Annotated in this window: 23 protein-coding genes and 1 pseudogene; 11 read left to right on the forward strand and 13 right to left on the reverse strand. The window is 61.6% G+C overall.

What is annotated here, in order from left to right:
• Window positions 1-29: 29 nt before the first annotated feature.
• Complete coding sequence (locus B3N48_RS11960; protein ID WP_296183869.1) at window positions 30-1697, reverse strand: VRR-NUC domain-containing protein; 1668 nt, start codon at window positions 1695-1697, stop codon at window positions 30-32.
• A 167-nt stretch (window positions 1698-1864) separates the two neighbouring features.
• Between B3N48_RS11960 and B3N48_RS11965 the strand changes: the two genes are divergently transcribed.
• Entirely contained in the window at window positions 1865-2374 is a 510-nt protein-coding gene (locus tag B3N48_RS11965; RefSeq protein ID WP_296184469.1) for a nucleoside 2-deoxyribosyltransferase, read from the forward strand.
• A gap of 75 nt (window positions 2375-2449) precedes the next feature.
• On the opposite strand, the gene B3N48_RS11970 is transcribed toward B3N48_RS11965, so the two are convergent.
• Window positions 2450-2656 (reverse strand): hypothetical protein, encoded by a 207-nt coding sequence (locus B3N48_RS11970; protein ID WP_296183870.1) that lies wholly within the window; start codon window positions 2654-2656, stop codon window positions 2450-2452.
• Between the two features lie 73 nt (window positions 2657-2729).
• Window positions 2730-3632: a LysR family transcriptional regulator gene (locus tag B3N48_RS11975; RefSeq protein ID WP_296183872.1), complete on the reverse strand. Its 903-nt coding sequence runs from the start codon at window positions 3630-3632 to the stop codon at window positions 2730-2732.
• A 121-nt stretch (window positions 3633-3753) separates the two neighbouring features.
• Between B3N48_RS11975 and B3N48_RS11980 the strand changes: the two genes are divergently transcribed.
• Window positions 3754-4833: an AbrB family transcriptional regulator gene (locus tag B3N48_RS11980; protein WP_296184470.1), complete on the forward strand. Its 1080-nt coding sequence runs from the start codon at window positions 3754-3756 to the stop codon at window positions 4831-4833.
• Window positions 4834-5066: 233 nt separating this feature from the next.
• On the opposite strand, the gene B3N48_RS11985 is transcribed toward B3N48_RS11980, so the two are convergent.
• The 4 genes and pseudogenes from B3N48_RS11985 to B3N48_RS26880 all read right to left on the reverse strand — a co-directional run.
• Window positions 5067-5681: an LpxA family transferase gene (locus tag B3N48_RS11985; RefSeq protein WP_296183874.1), complete on the reverse strand. Its 615-nt coding sequence runs from the start codon at window positions 5679-5681 to the stop codon at window positions 5067-5069.
• Window positions 5678-6922 (reverse strand): AGE family epimerase/isomerase, encoded by a 1245-nt coding sequence (locus B3N48_RS11990; protein WP_296183875.1) that lies wholly within the window; start codon window positions 6920-6922, stop codon window positions 5678-5680. Before B3N48_RS11990 ends, B3N48_RS11985 begins: the two co-directional genes overlap by 4 nt.
• 180 nt (window positions 6923-7102) lie before the next feature.
• Window positions 7103-7966, reverse strand: a complete 864-nt coding sequence (locus tag B3N48_RS26875) for a methyl-accepting chemotaxis protein (protein ID WP_414704231.1) — start codon at window positions 7964-7966, stop codon at window positions 7103-7105.
• Window positions 7961-8824: pseudogene (locus B3N48_RS26880) on the reverse strand (MCP four helix bundle domain-containing protein); the annotation flags it as partial. The gene B3N48_RS26875 and the pseudogene B3N48_RS26880, both read right to left, overlap by 6 nt.
• 96 nt (window positions 8825-8920) lie before the next feature.
• On the opposite strand from B3N48_RS26880, the gene B3N48_RS12000 reads away from it, so the two are divergent.
• From B3N48_RS12000 to B3N48_RS12010, 3 genes are all read left to right on the forward strand, one after another.
• A complete protein-coding gene (locus B3N48_RS12000; protein ID WP_296183877.1) occupies window positions 8921-9406 on the forward strand; it encodes a GFA family protein in 486 nt (161 codons plus the stop codon).
• 156 nt (window positions 9407-9562) lie between these two features.
• Window positions 9563-11116: an FAD-dependent oxidoreductase gene (locus B3N48_RS12005; RefSeq protein ID WP_296183878.1), complete on the forward strand. Its 1554-nt coding sequence runs from the start codon at window positions 9563-9565 to the stop codon at window positions 11114-11116.
• Between the two features lie 35 nt (window positions 11117-11151).
• Window positions 11152-11316 carry a hypothetical protein gene (locus tag B3N48_RS12010; protein ID WP_296183880.1) on the forward strand — a complete coding sequence of 55 codons (165 nt, stop codon included), beginning with the start codon at window positions 11152-11154 and terminating at the stop codon, window positions 11314-11316.
• Window positions 11317-11498: 182 nt separating this feature from the next.
• Here the strand turns inward: B3N48_RS12010 and B3N48_RS12015 are convergent, their stop codons facing one another.
• The gene (locus B3N48_RS12015) at window positions 11499-12596 is read right to left on the reverse strand and encodes an MBL fold metallo-hydrolase (RefSeq protein WP_296183881.1); all 1098 of its coding nucleotides are present in this window, start codon (window positions 12594-12596) and stop codon (window positions 11499-11501) included.
• 218 nt (window positions 12597-12814) lie between these two features.
• On the opposite strand from B3N48_RS12015, the gene B3N48_RS12020 reads away from it, so the two are divergent.
• Entirely contained in the window at window positions 12815-13444 is a 630-nt protein-coding gene (locus tag B3N48_RS12020; RefSeq protein WP_296183883.1) for a TetR/AcrR family transcriptional regulator, read from the forward strand.
• On the opposite strand, the gene B3N48_RS12025 is transcribed toward B3N48_RS12020, so the two are convergent.
• Window positions 13441-14121: a DJ-1/PfpI family protein gene (locus B3N48_RS12025; protein WP_296183885.1), complete on the reverse strand. Its 681-nt coding sequence runs from the start codon at window positions 14119-14121 to the stop codon at window positions 13441-13443. The two genes, B3N48_RS12020 and B3N48_RS12025, sit on opposite strands and share 4 nt — an antisense overlap.
• A 110-nt stretch (window positions 14122-14231) precedes the next feature.
• On the opposite strand from B3N48_RS12025, the gene B3N48_RS12030 reads away from it, so the two are divergent.
• From B3N48_RS12030 to B3N48_RS12045, 4 genes are all read left to right on the forward strand, one after another.
• Complete coding sequence (locus B3N48_RS12030) at window positions 14232-15212, forward strand: GlxA family transcriptional regulator (protein ID WP_296183886.1); 981 nt, start codon at window positions 14232-14234, stop codon at window positions 15210-15212.
• 416 nt (window positions 15213-15628) lie between these two features.
• Entirely contained in the window at window positions 15629-16978 is a 1350-nt protein-coding gene (locus tag B3N48_RS12035; RefSeq protein ID WP_296183888.1) for a gluconate:H+ symporter, read from the forward strand.
• Window positions 16979-17839, forward strand: a complete 861-nt coding sequence (locus tag B3N48_RS12040) for a MurR/RpiR family transcriptional regulator (RefSeq protein WP_296183891.1) — start codon at window positions 16979-16981, stop codon at window positions 17837-17839. It abuts the gene before it with no gap.
• A 3-nt stretch (window positions 17840-17842) separates the two neighbouring features.
• Window positions 17843-19306 (forward strand): N-acyl-D-amino-acid deacylase family protein, encoded by a 1464-nt coding sequence (locus tag B3N48_RS12045; RefSeq protein WP_296183892.1) that lies wholly within the window; start codon window positions 17843-17845, stop codon window positions 19304-19306.
• A gap of 547 nt (window positions 19307-19853) precedes the next feature.
• On the opposite strand, the gene fahA is transcribed toward B3N48_RS12045, so the two are convergent.
• Both fahA and hmgA read right to left on the reverse strand, forming a co-directional pair.
• On the reverse strand, window positions 19854-21152 hold the full coding sequence (gene fahA, locus B3N48_RS12050) for a fumarylacetoacetase (protein ID WP_296183893.1): 1299 nt from the start codon (window positions 21150-21152) through the stop codon (window positions 19854-19856).
• Window positions 21149-22468, reverse strand: coding sequence for a homogentisate 1,2-dioxygenase (gene hmgA / locus B3N48_RS12055; protein ID WP_296183894.1), 1320 nt, complete (start codon window positions 22466-22468; stop codon window positions 21149-21151). The genes fahA and hmgA overlap by 4 nt, the downstream gene beginning before the upstream one ends.
• Before the next feature lie 222 nt (window positions 22469-22690).
• On the opposite strand from hmgA, the gene B3N48_RS12060 reads away from it, so the two are divergent.
• A complete protein-coding gene (locus B3N48_RS12060) occupies window positions 22691-23482 on the forward strand; it encodes an IclR family transcriptional regulator (RefSeq protein ID WP_296183896.1) in 792 nt (263 codons plus the stop codon).
• A gap of 116 nt (window positions 23483-23598) precedes the next feature.
• On the opposite strand, the gene hppD is transcribed toward B3N48_RS12060, so the two are convergent.
• Complete coding sequence (gene hppD / locus B3N48_RS12065) at window positions 23599-24675, reverse strand: 4-hydroxyphenylpyruvate dioxygenase (RefSeq protein ID WP_296183897.1); 1077 nt, start codon at window positions 24673-24675, stop codon at window positions 23599-23601.
• Between the two features lie 142 nt (window positions 24676-24817).
• Window positions 24818-25450, reverse strand: a complete 633-nt coding sequence (maiA, locus tag B3N48_RS12070) for a maleylacetoacetate isomerase (RefSeq protein WP_296183899.1) — start codon at window positions 25448-25450, stop codon at window positions 24818-24820.
• Window positions 25451-25551 lie beyond the last annotated feature (101 nt).

Consider the following 25551-nt stretch of genomic DNA (forward strand, 5'->3'; position numbering starts at 1 on the left):
GGCACGACGGCCGCGAAGCGCGACGTCTGTCAGCCCATACCCGCCTGACACTCTACCGCTTCGGCCCACTGCACATAGCACACCACCACCGGCATTTCATGCTCGGCGCAGAAGTCCAGCCAGCGCAGTTGGTTGTCTTGCAGTCGATCTCCCGGTCCTTTTACCTCGATCATCCGGTAACGGCGTTGGTCGGGGTAGAACTGGATCAGGTCGGGCATGCCCGTGCGGTTGGCTTTGATGTCCTGTAGCAATCGGCGGAACCAGCGTGTGAGGTGCTGTGCAGGTAAACAATGCAGCGCCTGTTCCAATAGCTCAGGGGTCAGGGTGCCCCAGAACACGAAGGGCGATTGCAGACCGAACTTGCTCACGTACGTGGTACGGATGGCGGCCAGGTAGCGCTCATCGTCCAGTTGCGCCAGGCAATCGTCGAACAGGCTCGCCCGGCGCTGATAAAAGTCAGGGCTGTACAGATCACTCGGCGCGCTGTGGAAGGGATGAAAGAACGCCCCCGGAAGCGGCGCGAAGATCGCCGGCCAGCACAGCAGTCCGAACAGCGAATTGACCAGCGCGTTCTCGACGTAGTGCACTTCGCTGCCTTCTTCGGCCAGGTGCTGTTGGATCAGCCGCTCGACGCTCTGGTCCGGCAGCGGAATCACACTCAGATCCAGCCGCGTGACCGCCCGCGTCTTGCGCTTTATCACCCCACCCTGCCCCAGCTTTTTCAATAGCCGTGGCTGAATCCGCGCGACATGCTGGGTTTCCTCGTCGTTCTCCGGCGCGGCGTGAACCTGCTGCAACAACGCCATGGCCTCGGCGTATCGCTCACTGCGTTCCAGCACGCGAATTCTGCGCACCCGCGCACCGGGGTAGCTGGCCTGCGCGTAGACGCTCAGCGCCAGCGGCCATTGCTGCTGACGTTCGGCCTGCTGACCGATCTTGAACAGCAGCTTGGCCCGGCGCATCGACAACCAGGGGTTGCTCGTCTGAATCGCCAACGCTTGAGTGGCGAGTTCTTCCAACTGCTCGGCGGCGTCCAGGGCCTGCCGACAGTTGTGCAAATGCAGGCAAATGTCGATGTCTTCGCGCTGAGTGATCCCGCGCGACTCCAGCGAAAACTCGACCTTTTCGTAGCGATAAATGCCCAGGTCCGCCAGCACGAATTCGGACCATTCCTGATAAAGGTTGCCGAAGTACAGTAAGCGCAACCGGTCGCACAGCGGCATGACCTGCAACGCGAAAATCACCTCGTCGACGCCGGAAAACCACTGATCCAGCGGCTGAACGTGCCCATGAACCGGCAACAAACGCTCCAGCAGATCGGCCTTTTTCTCGCTGGCTTTGACGTTATGGGCTTTGAAACATTGGCTGAGTTCGTCCTTGCGCAACAGGGCGAACAGCATTGCAAGATCCAGATGAGGTTGATCGTCCACCCAGCCACACGCTAACAAGGGCGCAGCGGCCTGGCGCGCATCACCGATCTCGGCATAAGTGAGTTTGCTGGCGCGAAACAGCACGCCTTTGCGCATGACCATTCTCACCAGCAGGGCTTGCGCGGGTTGCGGGAGCTGCGCGAAGTCGTCGATGAAACGCCGCTCTTCGTCGTCCAGCAGATCGTCGTACCGCTGGCCGATCCAGCTCAGCACCTGGCGAAAGTTCTCCAGGTAGTAGAACGGATTGTCGAGGGGAGATGGGCTCACGGCGCGATCACGTAACGGCTGACGGAAAGGCGTCAGGATACTGTTTATCCGTACAGATTCCAGCCCCTGCCCCGCTGGAATTTGCTGCGGCCTGATCAACGGCAGTGAAGCGCGGCGCTACAATCGGGGCCATCGTTTTTTTAAAAAAGGGGCCTGTGATGCCTTCCATTGCCACACCACGGGTGTATCTGGCCGGTTTCGACGTGTTCCGCGCCGATGCAATTGAACATGGGCGTTACCTTAAAACGCTGTGTGAGGCTCAAGGGCTCGAAGGGTTGTATCCGTTCGACAACGACGTCGAACAAGGCCTGCCGCCTCAAGACACCGCCACGCTGATCTGCCACGCCAACATCGCCATGATCAGACGCTGCGACGCCGTGCTGGCCAACCTCAATCCGTTTCGAGGCGTCGAGCCGGATTCGGGCACTGCGTTCGAAGTGGGCATGGCCGTGGCGCTGGGCAAGCCGGTCTGGGCGTATTTCGAGGACGCCCGGACCTTGCGCGAGCAGATTGGGCACGATGCGCAGGGTTTTGACGAGCAGGGATTTCAGGTGGAAAACTTCCAGTTGCCGAAGAACCTGATGCTCGCGTGCACCTGGGCGGGATTCAGCAAGACGGCGGAAGTGGCCGTCGACGCATTGGCAGAACATATCGCAACGTGTCGGCCAAAGGCGTAGGCCTGCGAAAGCCGGCCCTACGCCTCCGGCCAGGATCAACCGCTGAAAGCGGCAAGCCGTCCGATAGAGGGAAACTCACCCCAATGTCGACGACCCGATGTCCAGTTTGTCTGAGTCCTCGAACTCATCCAGCCGTAAATCGCCCAGGTCCAGATCCCCTTCCGGATCGCTGTCTTCATCGGCGTCCGCGTCGTTGAGGGGGGATTGGTCACCGCCGAAATGCGGGTCTTCTTCATTCATGAAAAACGCAATTCGCGTGTGGTCATGTAGCTGTGCCTGCATGGGTGAAGCCTCCTGCGGTCTGGAGAAAAGTGATTGCCATCGAGATCCAAGGCTACTCCCGATCGCCTCGGGATTACACCCAACTGAAAAACGAGCCGCCATCGTCGCGCAGCATCTGCACCATGCCATGGGCCGCGGGCGAGAGGTAACCCTCGCGGCGCAAGATGACGCAAATGGTCCGCGTCATGGTCGTTGCCTCCAGCGGCACTTCACGCAGGTATTGCATGTTCTTGCCATAGTCGAGGGTTTCGCGGGCGATGAAACTCAACAGACTTGTCTGGGCGATCAGCCTTGGCAGCAGGGAAATGGAGTTGGCCTCGATCTGCACCACGGGCAGTGGCAGATGATGACGGGCGAAGGCTTCATCGACCCAGATCCGCGACGATACACCCGACGGCGGCAGCACCCAGCGGTAGCTGCACAGGTCGCTCATCTGGAACGGCGCCTGGAAGATCGGGTGATTGCGACTGGCAATGACCACGGCTTCGTCGGTCAGGATCGGGTACGCCGTGAATTCGTCTTCGACGCTACGCTGGGCGCAGATGATCATGTCCAGATGCCCGGAACGCAGTTGCTCGCGAAGCATGTCGTCCTGACCGATCACCAGCTTCAGGGTGACGTCCGGCGCGCGTTTGAGCAGCGCGTTGGTCAGTTCGGGTAGCAGGTATTCGGCCATCGTCGCCGCGCAGCCCAAGCGGATCTCTCCCACAGCGCCGCTGGCGAAATCCCGCACCTCGCGTTGGGTCTGGGCGATGCTTTGCTGCAACAGCTTGCCTCGTGCCTGCAACAGCTCGCCAACCGGGGTGAGCTTGATCCTGCGGCCGTCACGCTGGAACAGCTTGGTGCCGAACGACTCTTCCAGGCGTTGAATGCTCTTGGTCAGCGCAGGTTGGCTGCGGTTGAGTTTTTCAGCGGCGCGCCCCAAGTGACCGAGCTCGGCAATGGTCTCGAAATACGTCAGGTCCCGCAGGTCCATATATCAACCAAAGTTATCGATTCATGATTATTAGAAAATAGACTTGATCAATGGCGATGTCGATACTGCCGGGCATTGGACGAATTCCATCAGGATAAGGCCCATGCTCTGGAGATCCTCGTTGTCGCGCCCCACCTCGTTGTCCCTTGCCACCCTGCCTGCCTTTGCGCAATGGCTGTTGCTTATCCTCCTGGCTGGCAGCGCCGGTCAAGTTTTCCGCTACTTCCACGTCCCCGCCGCGTTGTTCCTTGGGCCGATGCTGGTGGCGATCGGCTTCGGCGTGTCCGGTGCGTCGATTCGCCTCAATAAACATGTCTTTCGTCTGGGCCAAGGCTCGGTTGGGCTGTTGGTGGCGCATTCGATGACTATGGGTGTGCTGTTGACGGCGATGCAGTCGTGGCACGTCATGGTGTTCGCCACCTTGCTGACCGTTGCCTTGAGCGCAGCCGTGGGGATTGGCCTGGCGCGCTGGGGCGGAATTCAGGGCAGTACGGCGGCGTGGGGTACCTCACCGGGTGCGGCCTCGGCGATGGTGGCCATGTCCGAAGACTACGGCGCTGACTCGCGGGTCGTGGCGACCATGCAGTACGTACGAGTGGTGTGTGTGGTGATGGTCGGCGCGCTGGTCAGTCGGGTGATTGGCGCCGACGCCGGCGGTACCGACGCGCATGCCACCGAGGCCCTGCTGCAAGGGGTGAACCTGCTGAACCTGGGTCTGACCGTGCTGACCATTGTGGTCGGCGTCACCCTCGGCGCTCGGGTGCCGGCCGGGGCGCTGCTGGTCCCCTTGCTGCTGGGCGGCGCGCTGCAGCTGAGCGGCGTGCTGCACATCACCATGCCGAACTGGCTTTTGGCGATTGCCTACGGGGCCATCGGCAGCTACATCGGTCTGCGTTTCGATCGGGTGACCATTGCCTATGTCTGGCGTCGTTTGCCGGCGATGATCCTTGGCGCGCTGTTGTTAATCCTGCTGTGCGCGATCTCGGCGTGGATTATCGCGGAAATGATGGGCAAGGACTTCCTCTCGGTGTACCTCGCGACCAGCCCCGGCGGGCTCGACGCCATGGCCATCATTGCCATCGATACCCACTCGGACGTGGGCTTCGTTCTGGCCATGCAGACCCTGCGCCTGTTCGGCGTGATCGTCACCGGCGCCTACATCGCGCGGCAAGTGATTCGCGTGACCCAGCGGTTGGCGTGAGGGGAGACAGCATCCTGAGAGCCCACCTGCAGGAGTGCGCTTGCCCGCGAACGCGGTGTGTCAGCCACGTTAGCAGCCATTTGGCACATCGCGTTCCCGGGCAAGCACGCTCCTACGGCCTTCGGCCAAAATCAGACGCGTGGAGCACACCGTAATCCGCTTCTGCCAAAGGCGAAACCCCGACCGCGCCACTGTCCACTTGCAGCTTGCAGCTCACCCCTTACCGCTGCTTTTCACCGCTGCTGTTCCGCATCAAACACTTCGCCCCGCCGAATGATCGTGGCTTTGGCCAATAACGCTCCAGGCGCAAGCACAGCGTTGGCGCCGACGCGGCTACGGTCACCGATCAGTGCGCCGAATTTGTCGCAGCCGGTGGCACGCAAGCGGTCGTCGATGCGCACGCGCACTTCCTTGTCGTCGCGCTCGTTGCGGTAATTGCAGACGATGCTCCCGGCTTCCAGATTCACCCCTGCGCCCAGCACCGAATCGCCCACGAAGTTGAAGTGCGCGAGCTTGGTGCCCCCGAACACGAATGAGGTTTTCAGCTCGGCGCCGGGGCCGAAAATGCAGCGTTCACCAACCCAGCAGCCGCCTCGCAGATAAGCGCCGCTGGCCACGAAGCACTCAGGACCAACGATCAATGGCCCTTTGAGCACTGCGCCGTGTTCGATCACCGCCGTTTTGTGAACGGCGATGTCGCCGCGGATTTCGTAGTCTTCGCCCAGCGTCATCAGCAATTCGCGGACGATTTCGGGGGCGCGGGTAACCCATTCCCACGGCATGAGCGAAGCCCAGCGCGCCAGCGCCGACGTGTCGAGGGATTCGATGAAGTCGCCGATGCGGATCATTGCAGCCGCTCCAGGGCCGTCGCCAGGCTCTGGGCCAGCGGCAGAACCGGCAGCAGGGTCGCCTGATACGCGTGATACAGGTCAGGTTTGCCCGGCCAAATGTCAGCGCTCGGCTGATTGTGCGGGTTCAGCTCATGGCGCCAACTGCCATGCTCTCGGTCGATGAACAGGGTCTCGTTGAACTCCCAGAACGTGCGGTACCACCTCTCGTAGGGTTGCTCGCCCGTGCGCTGGAGTAACGCGGCCGACGCAGCGGCGGCTTCGGCATGGGTCCAGTGCAGGCGATGGCGCACCACCGGGCGATTTTGCCAATCCAGCGTGTAAACGATTCCAGGCGCGCCATCGACGTTCCAGCCGTAGCGGCAAGCGTTTTCGAACAGCCGACGGGCGTCTTCCAGCAGCCAGCCCGGAGTGTCCAGCTTGGCGGCCTGACGCGCCGCTTCCAGATGCAATACCAACCGCGCCCATTCGAACGCATGCCCCGGCGTCGTGCCGTACGGGCGGAAGCCGTCATCGGGCTTGTCGACGTTGTAGTCCGGCAGCGGCTGCCATTGCAGGGTGAAATGCTCGATGACCTGATGATCATTCGCCGCAGCGTGCTGGTGAATCACCCGCTCGACGATGCTCAGCGCCCGGTCCAGCCAGCGCGCATCACCGGTGACATCGGCCAGCGCCAAAAAGGCCTCCGTGCTGTGCATGTTGCTGTTGGCGCCGCGGTAGGCTTCTTCATCGCGCCAGTCGCGGGCGAAGGATTCGCGCATGGCGCCCTCTTCGTCGCTCCAGAAATGCTGGGAAATCACCTGAATTGCCTGCTCGAGCAAGGCCTTCGCGCCGGGACGCTGAGCCACCACCGCCGAGGAGGCAGCCAGCGCGACGAAGGCATGCAGGTAAGCGGCTTTGCCCGTGTCGCCGCCTTTATCCAGCGGCTTGTCGAACCAGCCGCCGTGCTCGGCATCCCGCAAAGGCCCGGCCAGCGCCGCGACGCCGTGGTCCACCAGCTCGGCGTAACCCGGGATGCCGTTGATGTGAGCGAGGGCGAAACTGTGGGTCATGCGAGCGGTGTTCATGGTTTCAGCGACCGCATCGGCAGGCAGCCGCCCCTGATCGTCCAGATTGCCGAAGCCCTGGGGCAGCCTGGCAGCCTTAGCGAACGCCAGCAGACGCTTGCCCTCCTGCGCCAGCCATGCGTGGTGTCCCGGGGCGCGCAACCAACTGCTGAAATCGCGATTCACATCATCCATTGCCTTGTCACCTATCTGCTCGGCAGGTTCTGCCCGCCAGGAATTATTAGACGGGGGAGATCATGCAAGCCAACGCCGGGTCAGGCAAGTGAATGAGGTGAATCCTTTAAGCCGGACAGGCAACGCAATCTGCTCGGCAGGACGGCGCCAGCCCCACAGGTTTTGCCTTGGCAGACAGGATCACACGCGAAACCGCGTCACCACCTGATTCAACTCCCCTGCCAGGCGCGACAGCTCGGCGCTCGATGCGCTGATCTGATTCGAACCGGACGACGACTGCAACGACAGATCGCGAATGTTGACGATGTTGCGGTCGACTTCCCGCGCCACTTGAGCCTGTTCCTCGGCAGCGCTGGCGATGACCAGGTTGCGCTCGGAAATCTGGTTGATCGACGCGGTGATCCGGTTCAGCGAGGCCCCCGCGCCCTGGGCGAGCGCCAGGGTTTCCGTGGCCTGCGTGCGGCTCACCAGCATCGAGGCCAGCGCGTCGCTGGAGCCGGCGCGCATGGTCGACACCATTTTGTCGATCTCCAGTGTCGATTGTTGAGTGCGATGAGCCAGCGCCCGCACTTCATCGGCAACCACCGCAAAGCCGCGTCCCGACTCACCGGCGCGGGCCGCTTCGATGGCGGCGTTCAGCGCCAGCAAGTTGGTCTGTTCGGCGATCGAGCGAATGACGTCCAGCACCTTGCCAATGTCCTGAGACTGGTCCGCAAGGTGTTGCACCAATGTCGAGGTGTGTTGCACGTTGCTGGACAGGTTTTCGATCGAATTCACGGTCTCGACCATCCGCGTCTGGCCGTCCTGGGCCGCGTCACTGGACTCGCTGGACGCTTGGGACGTCGACACCGCATTGCGTGCGACTTCCTCGACGGCGGAGGTCATCTCATTGACGGCGGTGGCAGCCTGTTCGATTTCAGCGTTCTGCTGATGCAGGCCGCGATGACTGTCTTCAGTGATCGAATTGAGCTCAGTGGCTGCCGACGCGAGCTGGCCCGCCGAGCTGCCGATCAGGCTCAAGGTGCCGCGCAGGTTGCTTTGCATCAGTTTCAGGGCAGTCTGCAGGCGCGTGACCTCATCTTTGCCCTCGACGTGGATGTCGTGGGTCAGATCGCCCTTGGCGACGAATTCCGCGGCGACCACTGCGTCCTCCAGCGGCCGAATGATGCTGCGAGTCAGCCACAAGGCCAGGATCACAGTCGCCAGCGCCGCGATCAGCACAAACCCCAATACCACGCTGCGCGACTGGCTGTACTGCGATTCGGCCGCCTGCCCTTCCCGTTCGATCTGCTGCGCATAAAAATCCGTCAGGTCGCCCAGCTGCGCGCCGGAGTTATCCACGGCGGTTTTCATGTCCACCAGCAGCAGCGTGTTCAAGGCTTTCGCATCGCCGCTCTCGGCCAGCATGAAGGACTGGCTCAGACCGCGTTGATAGTCGGCCAGAGTGCTGCGAAATTTACCGTACAGGGCTTTCTCTTCGGGGGTGTCGATGAATGCGTCCAGGCTCGACAGCTTGTCGTTCAGCACCTTGATTCGGGCGTCCATCTGACTTTTATAGGTGCCGACGTTCTTCGGGTCGGTGTCCAAGGCCATGCGCAAGGAGATTGTGCGAATGCGCAGCATCGCTTCGCGAATTTCGTTCACCAGCCGCGTGCTCGGCATCCAATTGCTCTCGACCGCGACCTCACTCTGGCGAATGGCAGACATCTGGTTCAAGGCAAACCCGCCCAATAGCGCGACCAGCAGGGAAATCAGGGTGAATCCGAGGCCCGCACGTCGGGCGATGGTGAGATTGCGTAGGTTCATGACCGTAGGCTCATTATTAGATTGGCAGGGGTCGCAAGTCATCGTACGACTACTGCTTATCGACCCAGACCAAGGGTTCTTGACTTGCCCTTTCATGAAAAAAACGAACGCACCTTCGAGAAAAACTTCGAACCTCACGGCGGTGAGCGGTCTAGACCTATGAATCGACCCCAATCAAATCAGAGGCCCGTCATGCACCTTGAAGGTTCCTGCCATTGCGGCGCGGTGGAGTTCAGCCTCACCAGCCCCCATCCTTACCCCTATCAACGCTGCTATTGCTCCATCTGTCGCAAGACCCAGGGCGGAGGCGGCTATGCCATCAACCTTGGCGGCGATGCCAAAAGCTTGAAGGTAAAAGGCAAAAGCAGCATTGCGATCTACCACGCGAAAATGCGCGACGGCGACAAACCCGTGCACATCAGCAGCGCCGAACGGCATTTCTGCAAGCAATGTGGCAGCGCGTTGTGGCTGTTTAGCCCGGAGTGGCCCGAGTTGATTCACCCCTTCGCCTCGGCGATCGACACGCCCCTGCCCATCCCGCCCGAGCACACGCACCTGTTGCTGGACTCCAAGGCGTCGTGGGTGGAAGTCCAGGCCGGGCCGAAGGATCAACAGTTCGAGCAGTACCCAAAAGAGTCGATTGCCGATTGGCACGAGCGCCTGGGCTTGGAGCGATAAAGGTGAAGCCGCTTCGAGTGGCACGCTGCGAGCTACAACTGAAAAGCCTGCGGTCCGCTTCGGCTCGTAGCTCGCAGCCTGGAACTCGACGCTTAAAAATCTGAAACTCTTGATCGGCCCTATCACTCCCAACAAAAAGCCTGGGAGGAACTGAACATGGCAATGCATCGAGTCGCTGGCCTGGCCGATCTTCGTCGAGATCGCGGGATTCAGGTTGACGTGGGCGAGACCAAGGTCGTGCTGGTACGCCATGGCGATGAAGTTCGGGCGTATCAGGCCGAGTGCCCTCACGCCGGTGCGCCGCTGGCCGATGGCGCGGTGTGCAACGGCCACTTGATCTGCCCGTGGCACAAGGCGGCATTCGCCATTTCAGATGGTCATCTCTGTGAGCCACCTGCGCTGAATGGCCTGACGCGTTACCCGCTGCAGCTCATCGAAGGTCAGATCCACGTCGACGATCAGCCTCTGCCCGTCCGGCACGCCAGCCGACCGGACGATGACCGTTGCTTCGTGGTCATCGGCGCCGGGGCAGCGGGAACGGCCGCCGCCTGTGCGTTGCGGGAAAAAGGCTTCAACGGTCGGCTGATGCTGGTCGACCGCGAAGCCGCGCCGGGCTACGACCGGACGGCACTGAGTAAATTCGTGCTGTCAGCGGACATGCGGCCCGACGAAGCCCCGGCCCTCCGTGATGACGCCTTTTACCACGACAACCACATCGAGCGAATTCAGGGCGAGGTCATGAAACTGGATGTCGTCAACAAGCGGCTGATCCTCGCCGATGGCCGCCGCTTCGAGTACGACGCGGCGCTCATCACCACCGGCGGCGAACCCCGCGCACTGCCATTGATCGGCGCCGACCTGCCCCAAGTGCTGACCCTGCGGTCCCGAGACGATGCCAGGAAAATCCTCGCCGCCGCCTCCCCGGGCAAACACGCACTCATCGTCGGTGACAGTTTTATCGGGCTGGAAGCGGCGTCGGCACTTCGCAAGCAGGGGCTCAACGTAACGGTACTGGCGCATCATGAGGTGCCGTTCGCCGATCAGGTGGGTGAGCGAATCGGCAAAGCCCTGCGCACGCTGCATGAACAAAATGGTGTGCTGTTTCGCACCCATGTGGACGTCAGCCGCTTCGAGGGCGACGGCCATGAAGGCAAAAGACAGCTGGAAGCGGCGGTGCTGAATACCGGCGAGCGGCTGCCAGTGGACCTGGCGCTGATCGGCATCGGCGTGACCCCGTCGACCCAGTTCATCGACGGTCTGCAGTTGCAGGAGGACGGTTCGCTGGCCGTGGACGCCGGGATGAAAGCCGGCAAGGACGTGTGGGCGGCAGGCGACATGGCGACCTTCCCGATCGACGGCCAGCCGCAACGCATCGAGCACTGGCGCCTGGCGCAACAACAGGCGCGTATCGCCGCAAGCAACATGCTTGGCGAAGACAAACGCTACACCGACGTGCCGTATTTCTGGACGTTCCATTTCGGCAAACGCCTCGACTATCTCGGCCATGCCGAAACGTGGGACGACATTGTCTATCTGGGCGAGCCAGAGCGCTTCACGTTCCTGGCATTGCTGTGCAAACAAGGGACGGTCGCTGCGGTGGTCGCGTGTGAGCGAGAACGAGAAGTCGCGCTCTTGGCTGAGCGAATGAAACAACCTTTATTCAAGGACGAGGCGCTGATGCTGATCAAACAGATGAGCGAAGCCGAATGACGGCGCCCGCCAAATGCCCCACGGGAGAGTCAACCATGCCTAAAGAATCGAACCGCGAAGATTTGAACCATGACGCTGAAAATGCCGGGAAGGTCGGCGAGCAGCACAAAGACGCCAATCAACAAGGCGAGCAGCCCCGTCACCTTGATCAGCCCGAGGAGCAAGACAAGGACACGGACCGTAACCGGAATAAACCCTGACCAGTGACTGAGGGCGGCGAGCGCCTTGGGTCGAGGGCCAAAGGTGCAGGTTCACGCGGGCGAACCGGTGGCAGTGAATTCATTCACGACGTGGCCTGACGCCGGACGCATGCCGGGTGCCAGATCCATCTTCGCGAATGCCTTCGCTGCCCGGAGAACAGTCACTCGCCAATTCGGTTCACCTACCCACGGCTCGCGGCCTGCTGCCGGTCACAACGGTGGCGGTGATGACGCTTGGTGACAGCCTCCGCGGGCTTCTCAACCTTCAACCACCATGCTTCCCCACGGCTCGGATAATCGATGTAGAACGGCTGGCCCATTTCTGGCGTAGTGATGGAAACGCTGCGATCCCATGCCAGTGCCAGAATCCGGTCGAAGGGCTCGTGCCAGGCGTGCATCGCCAGATCGAACGTGCCGTTGTGGATCGGCAACAGCCATTTGCCCCGCACATCGAGGTGCGCCTGGAGCGTTTCTTCCGGCTGCATATGCACATCTGGCCAGTCGACGTTATAGGCGCCGGTCTCCATCAGTGTCAGATCGAACGGGCCGTATTGCTCGCCGATCAGCTTGAAGCCGTCGTGGTAACCGGTATCGCCACTGAAGAAGATCCGCTGTTCATCGTTGATCATCACCCACGAGCACCAGAGTGTCTGGTTGCCATCGCGCAGGGTGCGCCCGGAAAAGTGCTGGGCGGGAGTGGCCACGAACTGAATGCCGGCAATGTCCGTCGACTGCCACCAGTTCAGTTGACGCACCTTTGCAGCGGGCACGCCCCACTCGATCAACGTGTCCCCCACGCCCAGCGGCGTGATGAAATGCGCGGTCTTGTCCTTGAGCACCTGAATGCTCATGTGATCGAGGTGGTCGTAATGGTTGTGCGAGAGAATCACGGCGTTGAGCGGCGGCAGGTCCTCTAGGCTGATGGGCGGCTGGTGAAAACGCTGCGGGCCAGCCCATTGGATCGGTGAAGCTCGCTCGGCGAACACCGGGTCAGTCAGGAAATAGCGATTGCGCAACTTGAGTAACACCGTCGAATGCCCCAAGCGGTACACCGTATTGTCCGGCGCCGCCAGCAATTGCTGCCGGGACAGCGGCTGAACCGGTATCTCGCCCACTGGACGGGTGTGACGAGGCTTGTTGACCATGGCGTTCCAGAAAATGCGCAGCGTCTTCAAGAACCCGGAGCGCTGCATCGGCTTGTGATTGCGGAAGCGGCCCTCCTCGCGTGAAGGGACCGGCAATGAAGAAGCGGTATCGAGGCGTTTTTCGATCGAGGCCATGAAAAGCTGACTCCATGAAACGGGTGGAGGTTTCGGCAACAGCGGACGCGTTGCAGGATGTTGCATAAGACACGAAGAGATAAGCGAGAGTTTGTAACAGGCTTTTACACTACACAGTGTAGTTTCAAGCTTGCACGAAGCGCAAAGAGAAGTAAACTGTTCGGTGTAATTTTCTGGCTGACGGTCATCTGTCAGCCTCACCTGCCAGAAGCGATGCCATGACTGCGCCCCAGAGACTGACCGACCGAAAACGTGAATCCATTGTCCTGGCTGCGATCGCCGAATTTCGCGACAACGGGTTCGAGGTCACCAGCATGGACCGTATCGCCGCACGGGCCGAGGTCTCTAAACGCACGGTCTATAACCATTTTCCCAGCAAGGAAGAGCTGTTTTCGGAAATGCTTCATCGCCTGTGGAGCTGTGCCGCCCCGCCCTCCGAGATGATCTACCGCCCCGAGGCAACGCTGCGCGACCAACTGCGAGAGATGCTCGACACCAAAATGAAAACCCTGGGCGACAGCAATTTCATTGACCTGGCCCGCGTTGCGATTGGCGCCACCATTCACTCTCCGGAGCGGGCGCAAGTCTGGGTCAATCGTCTGAACGAACGCGAAGAAACCTTCACTGTCTGGGTGCGCGGTGCCCAGCAGGATGGCCGCCTCAAGGCCGTCGAGCCGGGGTTCGCCGCGTCGCAGATTCATGCGCTGCTCAAGGCATTCGCCTTCTGGCCGCAAGTCACCCTCAACGAACCGCTGCTGACGCCCGAGAAACAGGCGTCAGTGGTGGAGTCGGCGCTCGACCTGTTCCTGTGCTGGTATGAAATACCGGCACCTGCCCCTCGCGCTTAACGCGCCCCTGCCGTGACACGCTCAATGATCTGCCGACGGATTTCCAGCCCTGGCGCAGCCTGCTCGATCGCATTGGCCAGCACGTTGGCCGGTGCGGTGTCCGGATGCCCGGCATTGAACGGCGGCGCCGGAGCGTATTCGAGCTGTAGCTGAATGAGCTGGGACTTATCGGCGTCGAAGAGTTCAGCAATCAGGGTCAGCGCAAAGTCGATCCCCGCGGTCACCCCGCCGCCACTCATCAGATTGCCATCGCGGACCACCCGCGCGTGGACGGGGATCGCACCGAATTTTTCCAGTAATCCGTGGGACGCCCAGTGGGTGGTGGCTCGCTTGCCATTCAGCAGCCCGGCCGCGCCCAGCACCAGCGCGCCGGTGCACACCGAGGTCACATAGCGGGCGGCCTGTGCGGTGCGACGTACGAACGCGAGGGTTTCCGCATCTTCCAGCAGCGGGTTGACGCCGACGCCGCCAGGAATGCAGATCACGTCCAGCGGCGGGCAGCTGTCGAAGGTCTGGGTCGGGATCAGACTCAGGCCGGTGCTGGACAGCAGCGGATCGAGGGTTTTCCAGACCAGATGCACGGTGACCCCGGGCATGCTGGCGAAGACTTCATAAGGCGCGGTCAGATCCAGTTGTTGCACGTTGGGAAAGGCCAGCAAGCCGATATGTAAGGTCATGAGGGTACTCCTGATGAGGTGACGTGGACGGATTCACTGTAGCCAGATAGGCTTTGGCGGATACGCCATTAAACCCACATTTTCCGCCAAACCTGACACCGAGCGCTGCCATGACCCTGTCGCCCCGACCTATTCATGTTCTTGCCTTCCCCGACGTGCAACTGCTCGATGTGTCCGGGCCATTGCAGGTGTTCGCTTCCGCCAACGAACACGCCGTGGAGCACGGTTTTGACCTGCCCTATGCGCCCGTGGTCATCGCCAGGCAGGCGGGCAGCGTGGTGTCGTGGGCCGGGTTGGGCCTGCACACGCAGCCATTACCCGAAACATCGTCCGACACGTTGATCGTCGCGGGCGGTCGCGGGGTTCACACGGCGTTGCAGGACCCGACGTTGCTGCAATGGGTGCGCGATCAGGCGGCGACCGCACGACGCGTGGCGTCAGTGTGCACCGGCGCTTTTCTGCTGGCGGAAGCCGGTTTGCTGGACGGGCATCGCGTGGTCACGCACTGGGACAGCTGCGAAGCATTGGCCCAGCGCTACCCGGCGTTGCAGGTCGATCCCGAGCCCATCTTCATTAATGAAGGCGCGCTGTGGACCTCGGCCGGCGTGACGGCGGGCATCGACCTGGCGCTGGCGATGGTCGAGGCGGATCTGGGCCGCAAAGTGGCGCTGGCGGTGGCCCGGGACCTGGTGGTGTTCCTCAAGCGACCGGGGGGGCAATCGCAATTCAGTACCGCGCTGTCGATGCAACAGGCCACCCGCAGTCAGGACAGCCGATTTGGTGACCTGCACGCGTGGATTCTCGATAACCTGGCCAGCGACTTGTCCGTGGCCACCCTCGCCGCGCAAGTGGGCATGAGCGAACGCAGCTTCGTCCGCCACTATCGCGCCCACACCGGTAACTCCCCGGCACGTGCCATCGAACAGCTGCGGGTCGAAGCTGCACGCCGCCTGCTCGGCGACAGCGCTCTGCCGATCAAACGCATTGCCGACCGCTGCGGCTTCGGCACCGAAGAAACGATGCGCCGCAGTTTTTTGCGTGCGGTGTCAGTGACCCCCCAAGCGTATCGGGAGCGGTTTAGCGCAGGGTGAGTGGCCTTACATTTTGAACGGAACAGCGCAGACACCGCGCAGTACGGTGGGAGTGAGCTTGCTCCCTAATGCTGCGGCTCGAACGACAAAAATTTATTGAATTCACCTGGGCCTTCGTAGGCAAGCGCAGTTCCGCAGGGTATCCACTTAGCCCGCTTTACAAACACATAGCGTCCGAAAAGAAATTAACTTTCATAAATTGATATTTTTATCTTGTTTCGTGTAATTTAATTTTCATCACGAACCCAGAGATAACAATAATGCCCGCCTGTGATCGTCGTCTTTCGACCCATGCTGCACCCCTTTTACCCTTCGCAACATTCACTGCCGAGACTGTTTCCATTGCTGAACCGCGGTCGGACTGACCTCCCCGCGCCGTCAGCGTCACCCTCACTTTCTCTGCAAGGAACCGTTGCATGCCTCCCTCTACCGGCCTGTCCCTGTTGATCTACGCCGCTGTGGCGATCATCGCCCTGATCGTGTTGATTGCCCGTTTTCGTCTCAACCCGTTCGTGGTCATCACGCTGGTGTCAGTGGGCTTGGCGCTGGTCGCCGGGATGCCGGCCACGTCGGTGGTCGCCTCTTATGAAGGCGGGGTCGGCAAGACCCTCGGCCACATCGCGCTGGTCGTGGCGCTGGGCACGATGCTCGGCAAAATGATGGCCGAGTCCGGCGGCGCCGAGCAGGTGGCGCGCACGCTGATCGACCGCTTCGGCGAACGAAACGCGCACTGGGCCATGGTCTGCATTGCTTTTCTGGTGGGTCTGCCACTGTTCTTCGAAGTCGGCTTCGTCCTGCTGGTGCCGATCGCCTTTACGGTGGCGCGCCGGGTCGGGGTGTCGATTCTCATGGTCGGCCTGCCAATGGTCGCGGGCCTGTCAGTGGTTCACGCGCTGGTGCCGCCTCACCCTGCCGCGATGCTGGCAGTGCAGGCCTATCAGGCGTCGGTCGGGCAAACCCTGTTCTACGCCATTTTGATCGGCATCCCCACTGCCATCATTGCCGGTCCGGTCTACGCCAAATTCATCGTGCCGCGCATTCAACTGCCTGACGAAAACCCGCTGGCGAAACAGTTTCTGGACCGCGAGCCGCGCGCACAGCTGCCCGGTTTTGCGATCACCATGGCGACCATTCTGCTGCCGGTCTTGCTGATGCTGCTGGGCGGTTGGGCCAATCTGCTGTCGACGCCGGGCAGCGCGTTCAACAGCTTTTTGCTGTTCATCGGCAACTCGGTGATCGCCCTGCTACTGGCCACCTTGCTCAGCTTCTGGACGCTGGGTATTGCGCAAGGCTTCAATCGCGATGCCATCCTCAGATTCACCCAGGAGTGCCTGGCACCGACCGCGAGCATCACCCTGCTGGTCGGCGCCGGCGGCGGCCTGAACCGAATCCTGGTGGACAGCGGCGTGACCAACGAAATCGTCAGCCTGGCTCAGGATTTTCATCTCTCGCCGCTGCTGATGGGCTGGCTGTTTGCGGCGTTGATGCGAATCGCGACCGGTTCGGCGACGGTCGCGATGACTACCGCGTCAGGCATTGTCGCGCCGGTGGCGATGGGCCTGGGCTACCCCCACCCGGAACTGCTGGTGCTGGCGACGGGCGCAGGTTCGGTAATCTTTTCCCACGTCAACGACGGCGGATTCTGGCTGATCAAGGAGTACTTCAACATGACCGTGGCCCAGACCTTCAAGACCTGGACCGTGCTGGAGACGCTGATTTCGCTGATCGCGTTCGCCTTCACCCTTGGCCTGGCGCAGGTGCTGTGAGTGGACATCCTTTATCAGATCCGCGCCCGGCAGGACTCATTCAGCGCCGGAGAAGGTCGCATCGCGAAGGTGATTCTGAGCGACGTGGCGTTCTCGGCCAGTGCCAGCCTCGACGAACTCGCGGCCCGCGCCGACGTCAGCAGTGCCACCCTGTCGCGCTTCGCCCGCTCGGTGGGTTGCAAGGATTTGCGCGACCTGCGCCTGCAGCTGGCCCAGGCCAGCGGCGTCGGCAGCCGTTTTCTCAAGCCTGAACAGGCGCCGGAGCAATCGGCGTTTTTCAGCCAGATCGTCGGCGACATCGAATCGACCCTGCGTCAGCACCTCGCCGGCTTCGACGACGCGCGCTTCAAGGCCGCCGTCGCCCTGCTCGCCCCGGCACGCATGATTCACAGCTTCGGCATGGGCGGCTGTTCCAGCCTGTGCAGCGAGGAATTGCAGACCCGCCTGGTGCGTCTCGGCTACCCCATCGCCGCTTGCCGCGACCCGGTGATGATGCGGTTGATCGCGGCGACCCTTGGCCCCGACCACAGTCTGGTTGTCTGCTCGTTGAGCGGACGCACGCCGGAACTGCTGGAGGCCGTCACCCTGGCCCGCAGCTACGGGGCGAACATCCTGGCGATCACCCTCCCCGATTCGCCGTTGTCGGCGCTGGCCGACGTGCTGTTGCCGCTGCAAATCGCCGAAACCAATTTCATCTACAAACCCACGGCGGCGCGCTACGGCATGCTGCTGACCCTCGACGTGCTGGCGACGGAGTTGGCGCTGACCGCCCCTGATGACAATCAGGAACGCCTGCGCCGCATCAAGCTGGCCCTCGACGATTACCGCGGTGGCGACGACGGCCTGCCGCTTGGAGACTGAACCATGCTTTACGACCTGATCATTCGCGACGCGTTGGTGATTGATGGCAGCGATACGCCGGGCTACCGCGCCGATGTGGCGGTGCACGACGGGCGCATCCAGCGCATTGGCGACCTGAGCGGCGTGTCGGCGAGCGAAGACATCGACGCCGCAGGTCGCGTGCTGGCGCCAGGCTTTATTGACGTGCACACCCACGACGACACCGTGGTGATTCGTCAGCCCGAGATGCTGCCGAAAATCACCCAGGGCGTGACCACGGTGATCGTCGGCAACTGCGGCATCAGCGCTGCTCCGGTCACGCTCGCGGGCGATCCGCCTGATCCGATGAACCTGCTGGGTCCCGCCTCGGCCTTTGCCTACCCGCGTTTCCGCGACTACCGCAACGCCGTGGACCAGGCGCGCCCGGCGGTCAACGTCGCCGCACTGATTGGCCATACCGCCCTGCGCAGCAATCATCTGGACGACTTGTTCCGCACTGCCCGACCGGCCGAGATCAGCGCCATGCGCGCGCAGTTGCGTCAAAGCCTGGAGGACGGCGCGCTGGGCCTATCTTCGGGTCTGGCCTACGCCTCGGCCTATTCGGCGGAGACTGACGAGGTCAAGCAACTCGCCGAAGAACTGACCGCGTTCGGCGCGGTGTACACGACTCACTTGCGCAGCGAATTCGAGCCGGTGCTGGAGGCCATGGACGAAGCCTTCGACATCGGCCGTCACGCCCGATCGCCGGTGGTGATTTCCCACCTCAAGTGCGCGGGCGCAGGCAATTGGGGGCGCAGTCCACAGCTGTTGGCGTCGCTGGAGAACGCGGCGCTGACTCATCCTGTGGGGTGTGATTGCTACCCCTACGCGGCCAGTTCGTCGACGCTGGACCTCAAGCAGGTCACCGACGCCTTCCGCATCACCATCACTTGGTCGACGCCGCACCCGGACCAGAGCGGGCGTGATTTGCAGGACATCGCAGCGGATTGGGGCCTGTCTCTGCTGGACACTGCATGCGCACTGCAACCGGCCGGCGCGGTGTACTACGGGATGGACGAAAACGATGTGCAAAACATCCTGAAACACCCCCTGTCGATGATCGGTTCGGACGGCTTGCCGGAGGACCCGTTTCCCCATCCGCGGCTGTGGGGCGCGTTCCCCCGGGTGCTGGGGCATTTCAGCCGCGATCTCGGCCTGTTTCCGCTGCACCGGGCGATCCACAAGATGACTGGCCTGACCGCCACCCGCTTCGGTCTGCACGAACGCGGCTTCGTGCGCGAAGGCTACTGCGCCGATCTGGTGCTGTTCAACCCGGACACCGTGCGCGACGTCGCCGATTTTAAAGCGCCGAAACGCGCTGCGCAGGGGATCGATGGCGTGTGGGTCAACGGGCAGCTGAGCTATGCCGAAGGCAAGGCGCAGGGTGAGCGGCAGGGACGGTTCTTGCCCCGCAGTGGATCGTTGGCCGCGGGATTTGCCCAGACCTGATCTTCGCGTCAGTCACAGCCGGCCTTCGCGCCCCCCCAGACAGCAACGCCATCCACCTGTGGCAGTGAGCTGGCCCACGAAAGCATCCTGTCAGTCACCCTCTCCGTGACCGTCCCGGCGTATTCGCGAGCAAGCTCACTCCTACAGGTCATCACCCGGTCCGGAAATCGGGGTGGGCTTGATGGATTGAGGTGCCTCAACAATCCACCAGCTTCAAGAGTGACGCAGAACCTGTAGGAGTGAGCTTGCTCGCGATATCAGTTGACCTGTCACTGCTGAGGTGACTGACACGGCCCTTTCGCGAGCAAGCTCACTCCTACAGGTCATTAGCCAGCCCGGAAATCGGGGGGGCTTGATGGATTGAGGTGCCTCAACAATCCACCAGCTTCAGGAGTGACGCAGAACCTGTAGGAGTGAGCTTGCTCGCGAAGGCATCCTGTCAGTCACCCTCTCCGTGCCAGGCTCGGCGCATTCGTGAGCAAGCTCATTCCCTCCGTGATCAACGGCGTCCAAGGATCAGAGACTGATGCCAACGATCACCCCAGGATCACCCCAGGATCACCCCTCGACACTCGCCAAAGCCGATGCTCACCTCTCCCTCTTTGCGGCAGCGGGCCGTAAGGATCACCTCGTCTCCCGCTTCGAGAAATGTCCGTGTTTCGCCGTTGGGCAGTTGCACCGGCTGTTTGCCGCCTGCGGTCATTTCCAGCAGGCTGCCGAACTGCCCCGCGTCTGGCCCTGATAACGTGCCAGTGCCGAACAGGTCCCCCGACTGCAATTGGCAACCGTTGACGCTGTGATGGGCGACCATCTGCGCGAAGGTCCAGTACATGTTCAGCGTATTGCTCAATGCCAGACGATGGGGCGGCAGGCCCTCTCTTTTCATCTGCGCCGTCAACAGCAGCACTTCCAGTTCCAGGTCCAGTGCGCCGTGCTGTTGGTCCTGCGCGTCGAACAGGTATTCCAGCGGCTGCGGATCGCCATCAGGGCGTTTGGGCTGCGCAGTGCGGAACGGCGCCAGCGCCTCGGCCGTCACCACCCACGGAGAGAGAGTGGTGCCAAAGCTCTTCGAGAGAAACGGGCCCAGCGGCTGGTATTCCCATGCTTGCAGATCCCGCGCCGACCAGTCGTTGAGCAGGCAGAAACCGGCAATATGCTCGCTGGCCGCAGCGATGCCAATCGGCTCTCCGACCTCGTTGCCCTGCCCGATCCACACCCCCAGCTCCAGCTCGTAGTCCAGACGCTTGCTGGGCCCGAACGAGGGCGCTTCAGCCCCCGGCGCGAGGGTCTGGCCGTTCGGCCGCTTGATCGGCGTCCCCGATACGCACACTGTGGAGGCACGGCCGTGATAAGCGATCGGCACGTATTTGTAGTTCGGCAGCAGCGGATTGTCCGGACGGAACAGCTTGCCGACGTTCGTCGCGTGATGAATGCCGACGTAGAAATCGGTGTAGTCGCCGATCCGGGCAGGCAAGTGCATCTGAACGTCGTTCATCGGCACCAGCAGCCCGTCGCCGAGCCCTTGCAAACGCTCGCGCTGCGGGCTGTGTTCATCCAGCAAGCCGAACAGCGCCTCTCGCAATGCCTTGCGCGATACGGCCCCCAGCGCGAAGAACGTGTTGAGCTGACCCAGACTGGCGGCCTCGGCAGCCTCGCGAGCCGCGCCGTTGAACAGCTCTGCGTCGAGCGCGGCACGCAGGTCGAAAATACGATCGCCAATCGCAACGCCCCCGCGTCGCGCGCCGCCCGCCCGACTGAACACACCGAGAGGCAGGTTCTGCAGTGGGAAATCCGGATGATCGTTGGCAGAGGTCACCCAACTGCGCGAGAAATGGAAAGTGCTCATCGTTGGCGGTCCGTTTCGAAAGAGGTAAAGGTTCGAGCGATGCCACTCCAGCAGGCATCGTAGTCGCTTTGCAATTGCGGGCACTCCAGCGCGTGACGGCTGGGGCGCAACGGTTTGGCGGTCTCGAACATGAAGGCCATGGTCTGCTCGACCTTGTGCGGCTTGAGGTCAGCTGCCATGGCTTTTTCAGCGGTGGCATTGTCCGGACCGTGGGCGCTCATGCAGTTGTGCAGTGAGACGCCGCCGGGCATGAAACCTTCGGCCTTGGCGTCGTAGGCGCCGTCGATCAAGCCCATGAATTCGTTCATCAGATTGCGGTGGAACCACGGTGGGCGAAAGGTGTTTTCGGCCACCAGCCAGCGTGGCGGGAAAATCACGAAATCGATGTTCGCCTGACCGTGAGTCGCGCTCGGCGATGTCAGCACCGTGAAGATGGACGGATCCGGGTGGTCGTAACTGATGGTGCCCATCGTGTTGAACAGCCGAAGGTCATATTTGTACGGCACATTGTTGCCGTGCCACGCCACCACGTCGAACGGTGTGTGGTCGAGAGTGGTTTCCCACAATTCCCCAAGAAACTTCTGCACCAGAACAGTGGGCTGCACACTGTTTTCGAAATGCGCGACAGGCGCCTGAAAATCCCGAGGGTTGGCCAGACCATTGCTGCCAATCGGCCCAAGGTCGGGCAAGCGCAGCGAGCTGCCGTGGTTCTCACAGAGGTACCCCCGCGCCTCTCCATCGAGCAGCTGCACACTGAATTTCAGGCCCCGGGGAATGACCGCGATCTCTTGCGGCGCGATGTCCAGCAGGCCCAGCTCAGTGGTCAGGCGCAAACGGCCTTGCTGCGGCACGATCAGCCACTCGCCGTCGGCGCTGAAGAATGCCCGCTGCATGGACTGATTGGCGGTATAGAGATAAACGCTGACGCCCTCGGCCTGATCGGCGGCGGTGGTGCAGGCGAACGCGATAAGCCCGTCGATGAAATCGGTGGGCTCGGTAGGCATGTCAAAGGCGTTCCAACGCAGACGATTGGGGTTGATCGGCCCCAACTGACCACCGCCCGTGATCTGCCGCTCAAGGCGCTGAAATCGAGGGTGCGCGGCAGACGGCGAAATGCGATAGAGCCAGGTACGACGGGCCTCCGCGCGGGGGACAGTGAACGCCGTGCCAGAGAACTGTTCAGCGTAGAGCCCGAGGGGGTGTCGTTGTGGAGAGTTCTGGCCTGCCGGCAATCCACCGGGCATGGCTTCACTGCTGAATTGATTGCCGAAACCGGTTTGGTAGCTCAACGCCTTGGATGCAGGTGGGGTGGACATCACGACCTCTTGTTTTTATGCGCATCGACTTGCAGGAGCGCGCTCGCTTGCGATGGCGTCAAGCCGTTACCTGATGCACAACTTGACACTCCGTTGTCGCCGGCAAGCGCTCCTACACATGACAAACCTGAAAAGTACGTAAACGAATTACGCATAACGTAATTTGAGTTTACGGAACGGTCAAGCTATAAAGCAGCCTTTCCAGCGTTGGCGCCTTGACCCATGACAGATGATTCCGCACTTCCTGTAATACCGCGCCCGCAGAAAGTGCAATCCGCGGAAGTGGGGGTCGGCATTCTCAAAGCCTTGGCCGAACTGGCCCCCGCCACCTCACTGTCAAAGCTCGCTGAACACGTCGCCATGCCTGCCAGTAAGGTCCATCGCTACTTGCAGGCCTTGGTCGACAGTGGCTTCGCCGAGCAAGACCCGGTCACCCATCACTACCGTCTCGGACGGTCCGCCCTGCAGGTGGGTCTGGCGGCGCTGAGCCAGCTGGATGTGTTGAAAACCAGCGCGCCCGAGCTGATCGCGCTGCGCGACGAACTCAATGAAACCTGCTTCCTGGCGGTGTGGGGCAACAAGGGTCCGACCGTGGTTTACGTCGAGCAGTCCTTGGGCGCGGTGACCCTGGTGACGCAGATCGGCTCGGTGCTGCCCTTGCTCAGCTCTTCCACTGGACGGGTGTTCGACGCGTTTCTGCCAAGCGCCGAAACCGCCGCGTTGCGCGACGCCGAATCGGCGCACCTGCAGGCAAAACAGCTGAAGGAGATCGACCGACACCTCAATGACATCCGCAGCACCGGCGTGTACCTGATCCATGGCCTGCTCATGGAGGGGGTGAACGCGGTGTCGTCGCCTGTGTTCGCCATGGGTAACAAGCTGGCAGGCGTGATCACCGTGGTCGGCTCGGCGTCCGTTTTTACCGATGAACGTCAAGCCGAAGCGGCGCGCAATGTGCGGGACACTGCGCAGATCATCAGCGAGCGGATGGGTGGGGAGATCCCTGCCATCTGATCAATGGACTGTGGGAACGCGTCCGCGATGCCGGTGTGCCTGCGACGCAGGCGAAACCGACCTACCGCCCCACGACAACGCGCGCGCCTACAGATGAGGCGCGGCGCTCGCCTTTCTTAATCGGCGGTCAACACGCCACGCCGCAGTTGATCGCGTTCGATGGATTCGAACAGCGCCTTGAAATTGCCCTCGCCGAAGCCGTCATCGCCCTTGCGCTGGATGAATTCGAAGAACACCGGCCCCATCAGGGTTTCCGAGAAAATCTGCAGCAACAAGCGCTGACTGCCACCGTCCGAGGTGCCGTCCAGCAAAATCCCACGCGCCTTCAGCTCGTGTTCCGGCTCGCCATGACCTGGCAAACGGCCTTCGAGCATTTCGTAGTACGTGTCCGGCGGCGCCGTCATGAACCGCATGCCCAAGGCTTTGAGCCGATCCCACGTGTCGATGAGGTCTTCGGTAAAGAACGCGACGTGCTGAATGCCTTCGCCGTTGAACTGCATCAGAAATTCTTCGATCTGCCCGGCGCCCTTGGACGACTCTTCGTTGAGGGGGATGCGAATCATGCCGTCCGGCGCAGTCATTGCCTTCGAGGTGAGCCCGGTGTACTCGCCTTTGATATCGAAATAGCGGATCTCACGGAAGTTGAACAATTTTTCATAGAAATTCGCCCAGTACGCCATCCGACCGCGATAGACGTTATGGGTCAGGTGATCGATGAACTGCAACCCGGCCCCTACCGGATGGCGGTCGACGCCATCGATGAACACAAAATCGATGTCGTAAATGGACGTGCCCTCGCCAAAGCGGTCGATCAGGTACAGCGGCGCGCCGCCAATGCCTTTGATCGCAGGCAGTCGCAACTCCATCGGCCCGGTGCCGATCTCAATCGGTTGAGCGCCCAGCTCCAGTGCGCGTTTGTAGGCCTGCTGCGAGTCCTTCACCCGGAACGCCATGCCGCACACCGAAGGACCATGCTCGGCCGCGAAGTAGGACGCTTCGCTGTGAGGTTCGTTGTTGAGGATGATATTGATCGACCCTTGGCGATACAGCGCCACGTTCTTGGAACGGTGATGGGCGACTTTGGTGAAACCCATCATCTGGAACACGGGTTCGAGGGTGTTGGGGGTTGGCGAGGCGAATTCGATGAATTCGAAGCCCATCAGGCCCATCGGGTTTTCGTAGAGGTCAGTCACGGTCTTGCTCCTGCTAAAAAGTGAAATGCACAGCGGCGAAGATCACTGTTCAGCGGGTGGCGCGCAGGGAATGCCCCGCACGCTGCGGGCGAGGAAGTCGCCGAAGATCAATTGCAGACCGAAGATTTTCATGTAGGAAAGGTTACTCCGGCTTGTCAGATTGCGCATCAGGATGCGCTTTTTTAAAGGCCGGGTGCGGCGACGCCAACGCCTCGACCCGACAGATGCGCGGGAAGGCGCTGAGGTCGACGTTGAAACGGCGAGCCGCATACAGTTGAGGCAGCAGATACACATCAGCCAACCCAACGGCGCCAAAGCAGAACCCTTCGTCGCCAATCAGCACTTCCACAACCCTGAAGCCTTCGGCAATCCAGTGACCGATCCATGCGTTCACATCGCCTTCGTCATGGCCGAGGCCGCGCAGACGATTGAGAACGGCGACGTTGTGCAGCGGGTGAATGTCGCAGCCAATCAGCGCCGCCACTTCACGATGCCGGGCACGTTGGAACAGGTCTTCGGGCAGCAACGCAGGCTGCGGGAAACGCTCTTCGAGGTATTCGATGATGGCGGGTGACTGAATGATCACCTCGCCCTCTTCCAGACGCAGCGCCGGCACGCGGCCTTGGGGATTGACCGCCAGATAGTCGGCCTTGCGATGCTCGCCGCCGTCGCGGATCAGGTTGATGGGCATGGCATTGACCTCAACCCCCTTCAGCGCCAGCGCGATGCGCACCCGGTAGCTGGAGGTCGAGCGATAATAGGTGTAGAGATCCACGGAAAGACCCTGCTTCTTGTTATTTTCGTAAGCGGCTTACGCAATGCGTAACAAACTGAAGTATTCATCACGCGGAGTCAAGCTTGACCGCCGTGTCTGTA

The sequence above is a fragment of the Pseudomonas sp. UBA1879 genome (assembly GCF_002338065.1).
GTDB lineage: Bacteria > Pseudomonadota > Gammaproteobacteria > Pseudomonadales > Pseudomonadaceae > Aquipseudomonas.

Excerpts from the sequence above, each read along its gene's own strand:
- B3N48_RS11970 (WP_296183870.1), bottom strand. The coding sequence starts at position 2,656 with ATGCAGGCACAGCTACATGACCACACGCGAATTGCGTTTTTCATGAAT.
- B3N48_RS11975 (WP_296183872.1), bottom strand. The coding sequence starts at position 3,632 with ATGGACCTGCGGGACCTGACGTATTTCGAGACCATTGCCGAGCTCGGT.
- B3N48_RS11985 (WP_296183874.1), bottom strand. The coding sequence starts at position 5,681 with ATGATCCGCATCGGCGACTTCATCGAATCCCTCGACACGTCGGCGCTG.
- B3N48_RS11990 (WP_296183875.1), bottom strand. The coding sequence starts at position 6,922 with ATGGATGATGTGAATCGCGATTTCAGCAGTTGGTTGCGCGCCCCGGGA.
- B3N48_RS26875 (WP_414704231.1), bottom strand. The coding sequence starts at position 7,966 with ATGCAAAGCAACCTGCGCGGCACCTTGAGCCTGATCGGCAGCTCGGCG.
- B3N48_RS12000 (WP_296183877.1), top strand. The coding sequence starts at position 8,921 with ATGCACCTTGAAGGTTCCTGCCATTGCGGCGCGGTGGAGTTCAGCCTC.
- B3N48_RS12005 (WP_296183878.1), top strand. The coding sequence starts at position 9,563 with ATGGCAATGCATCGAGTCGCTGGCCTGGCCGATCTTCGTCGAGATCGC.
- B3N48_RS12010 (WP_296183880.1), top strand. The coding sequence starts at position 11,152 with ATGCCTAAAGAATCGAACCGCGAAGATTTGAACCATGACGCTGAAAAT.
- B3N48_RS12015 (WP_296183881.1), bottom strand. The coding sequence starts at position 12,596 with ATGGCCTCGATCGAAAAACGCCTCGATACCGCTTCTTCATTGCCGGTC.
- B3N48_RS12020 (WP_296183883.1), top strand. The coding sequence starts at position 12,815 with ATGACTGCGCCCCAGAGACTGACCGACCGAAAACGTGAATCCATTGTC.
- B3N48_RS12025 (WP_296183885.1), bottom strand. The coding sequence starts at position 14,121 with ATGACCTTACATATCGGCTTGCTGGCCTTTCCCAACGTGCAACAACTG.
- B3N48_RS12030 (WP_296183886.1), top strand. The coding sequence starts at position 14,232 with ATGACCCTGTCGCCCCGACCTATTCATGTTCTTGCCTTCCCCGACGTG.
- B3N48_RS12035 (WP_296183888.1), top strand. The coding sequence starts at position 15,629 with ATGCCTCCCTCTACCGGCCTGTCCCTGTTGATCTACGCCGCTGTGGCG.
- B3N48_RS12045 (WP_296183892.1), top strand. The coding sequence starts at position 17,843 with ATGCTTTACGACCTGATCATTCGCGACGCGTTGGTGATTGATGGCAGC.
- fahA (WP_296183893.1), bottom strand. The coding sequence starts at position 21,152 with ATGAGCACTTTCCATTTCTCGCGCAGTTGGGTGACCTCTGCCAACGAT.
- hmgA (WP_296183894.1), bottom strand. The coding sequence starts at position 22,468 with ATGTCCACCCCACCTGCATCCAAGGCGTTGAGCTACCAAACCGGTTTC.
- B3N48_RS12060 (WP_296183896.1), top strand. The coding sequence starts at position 22,691 with ATGACAGATGATTCCGCACTTCCTGTAATACCGCGCCCGCAGAAAGTG.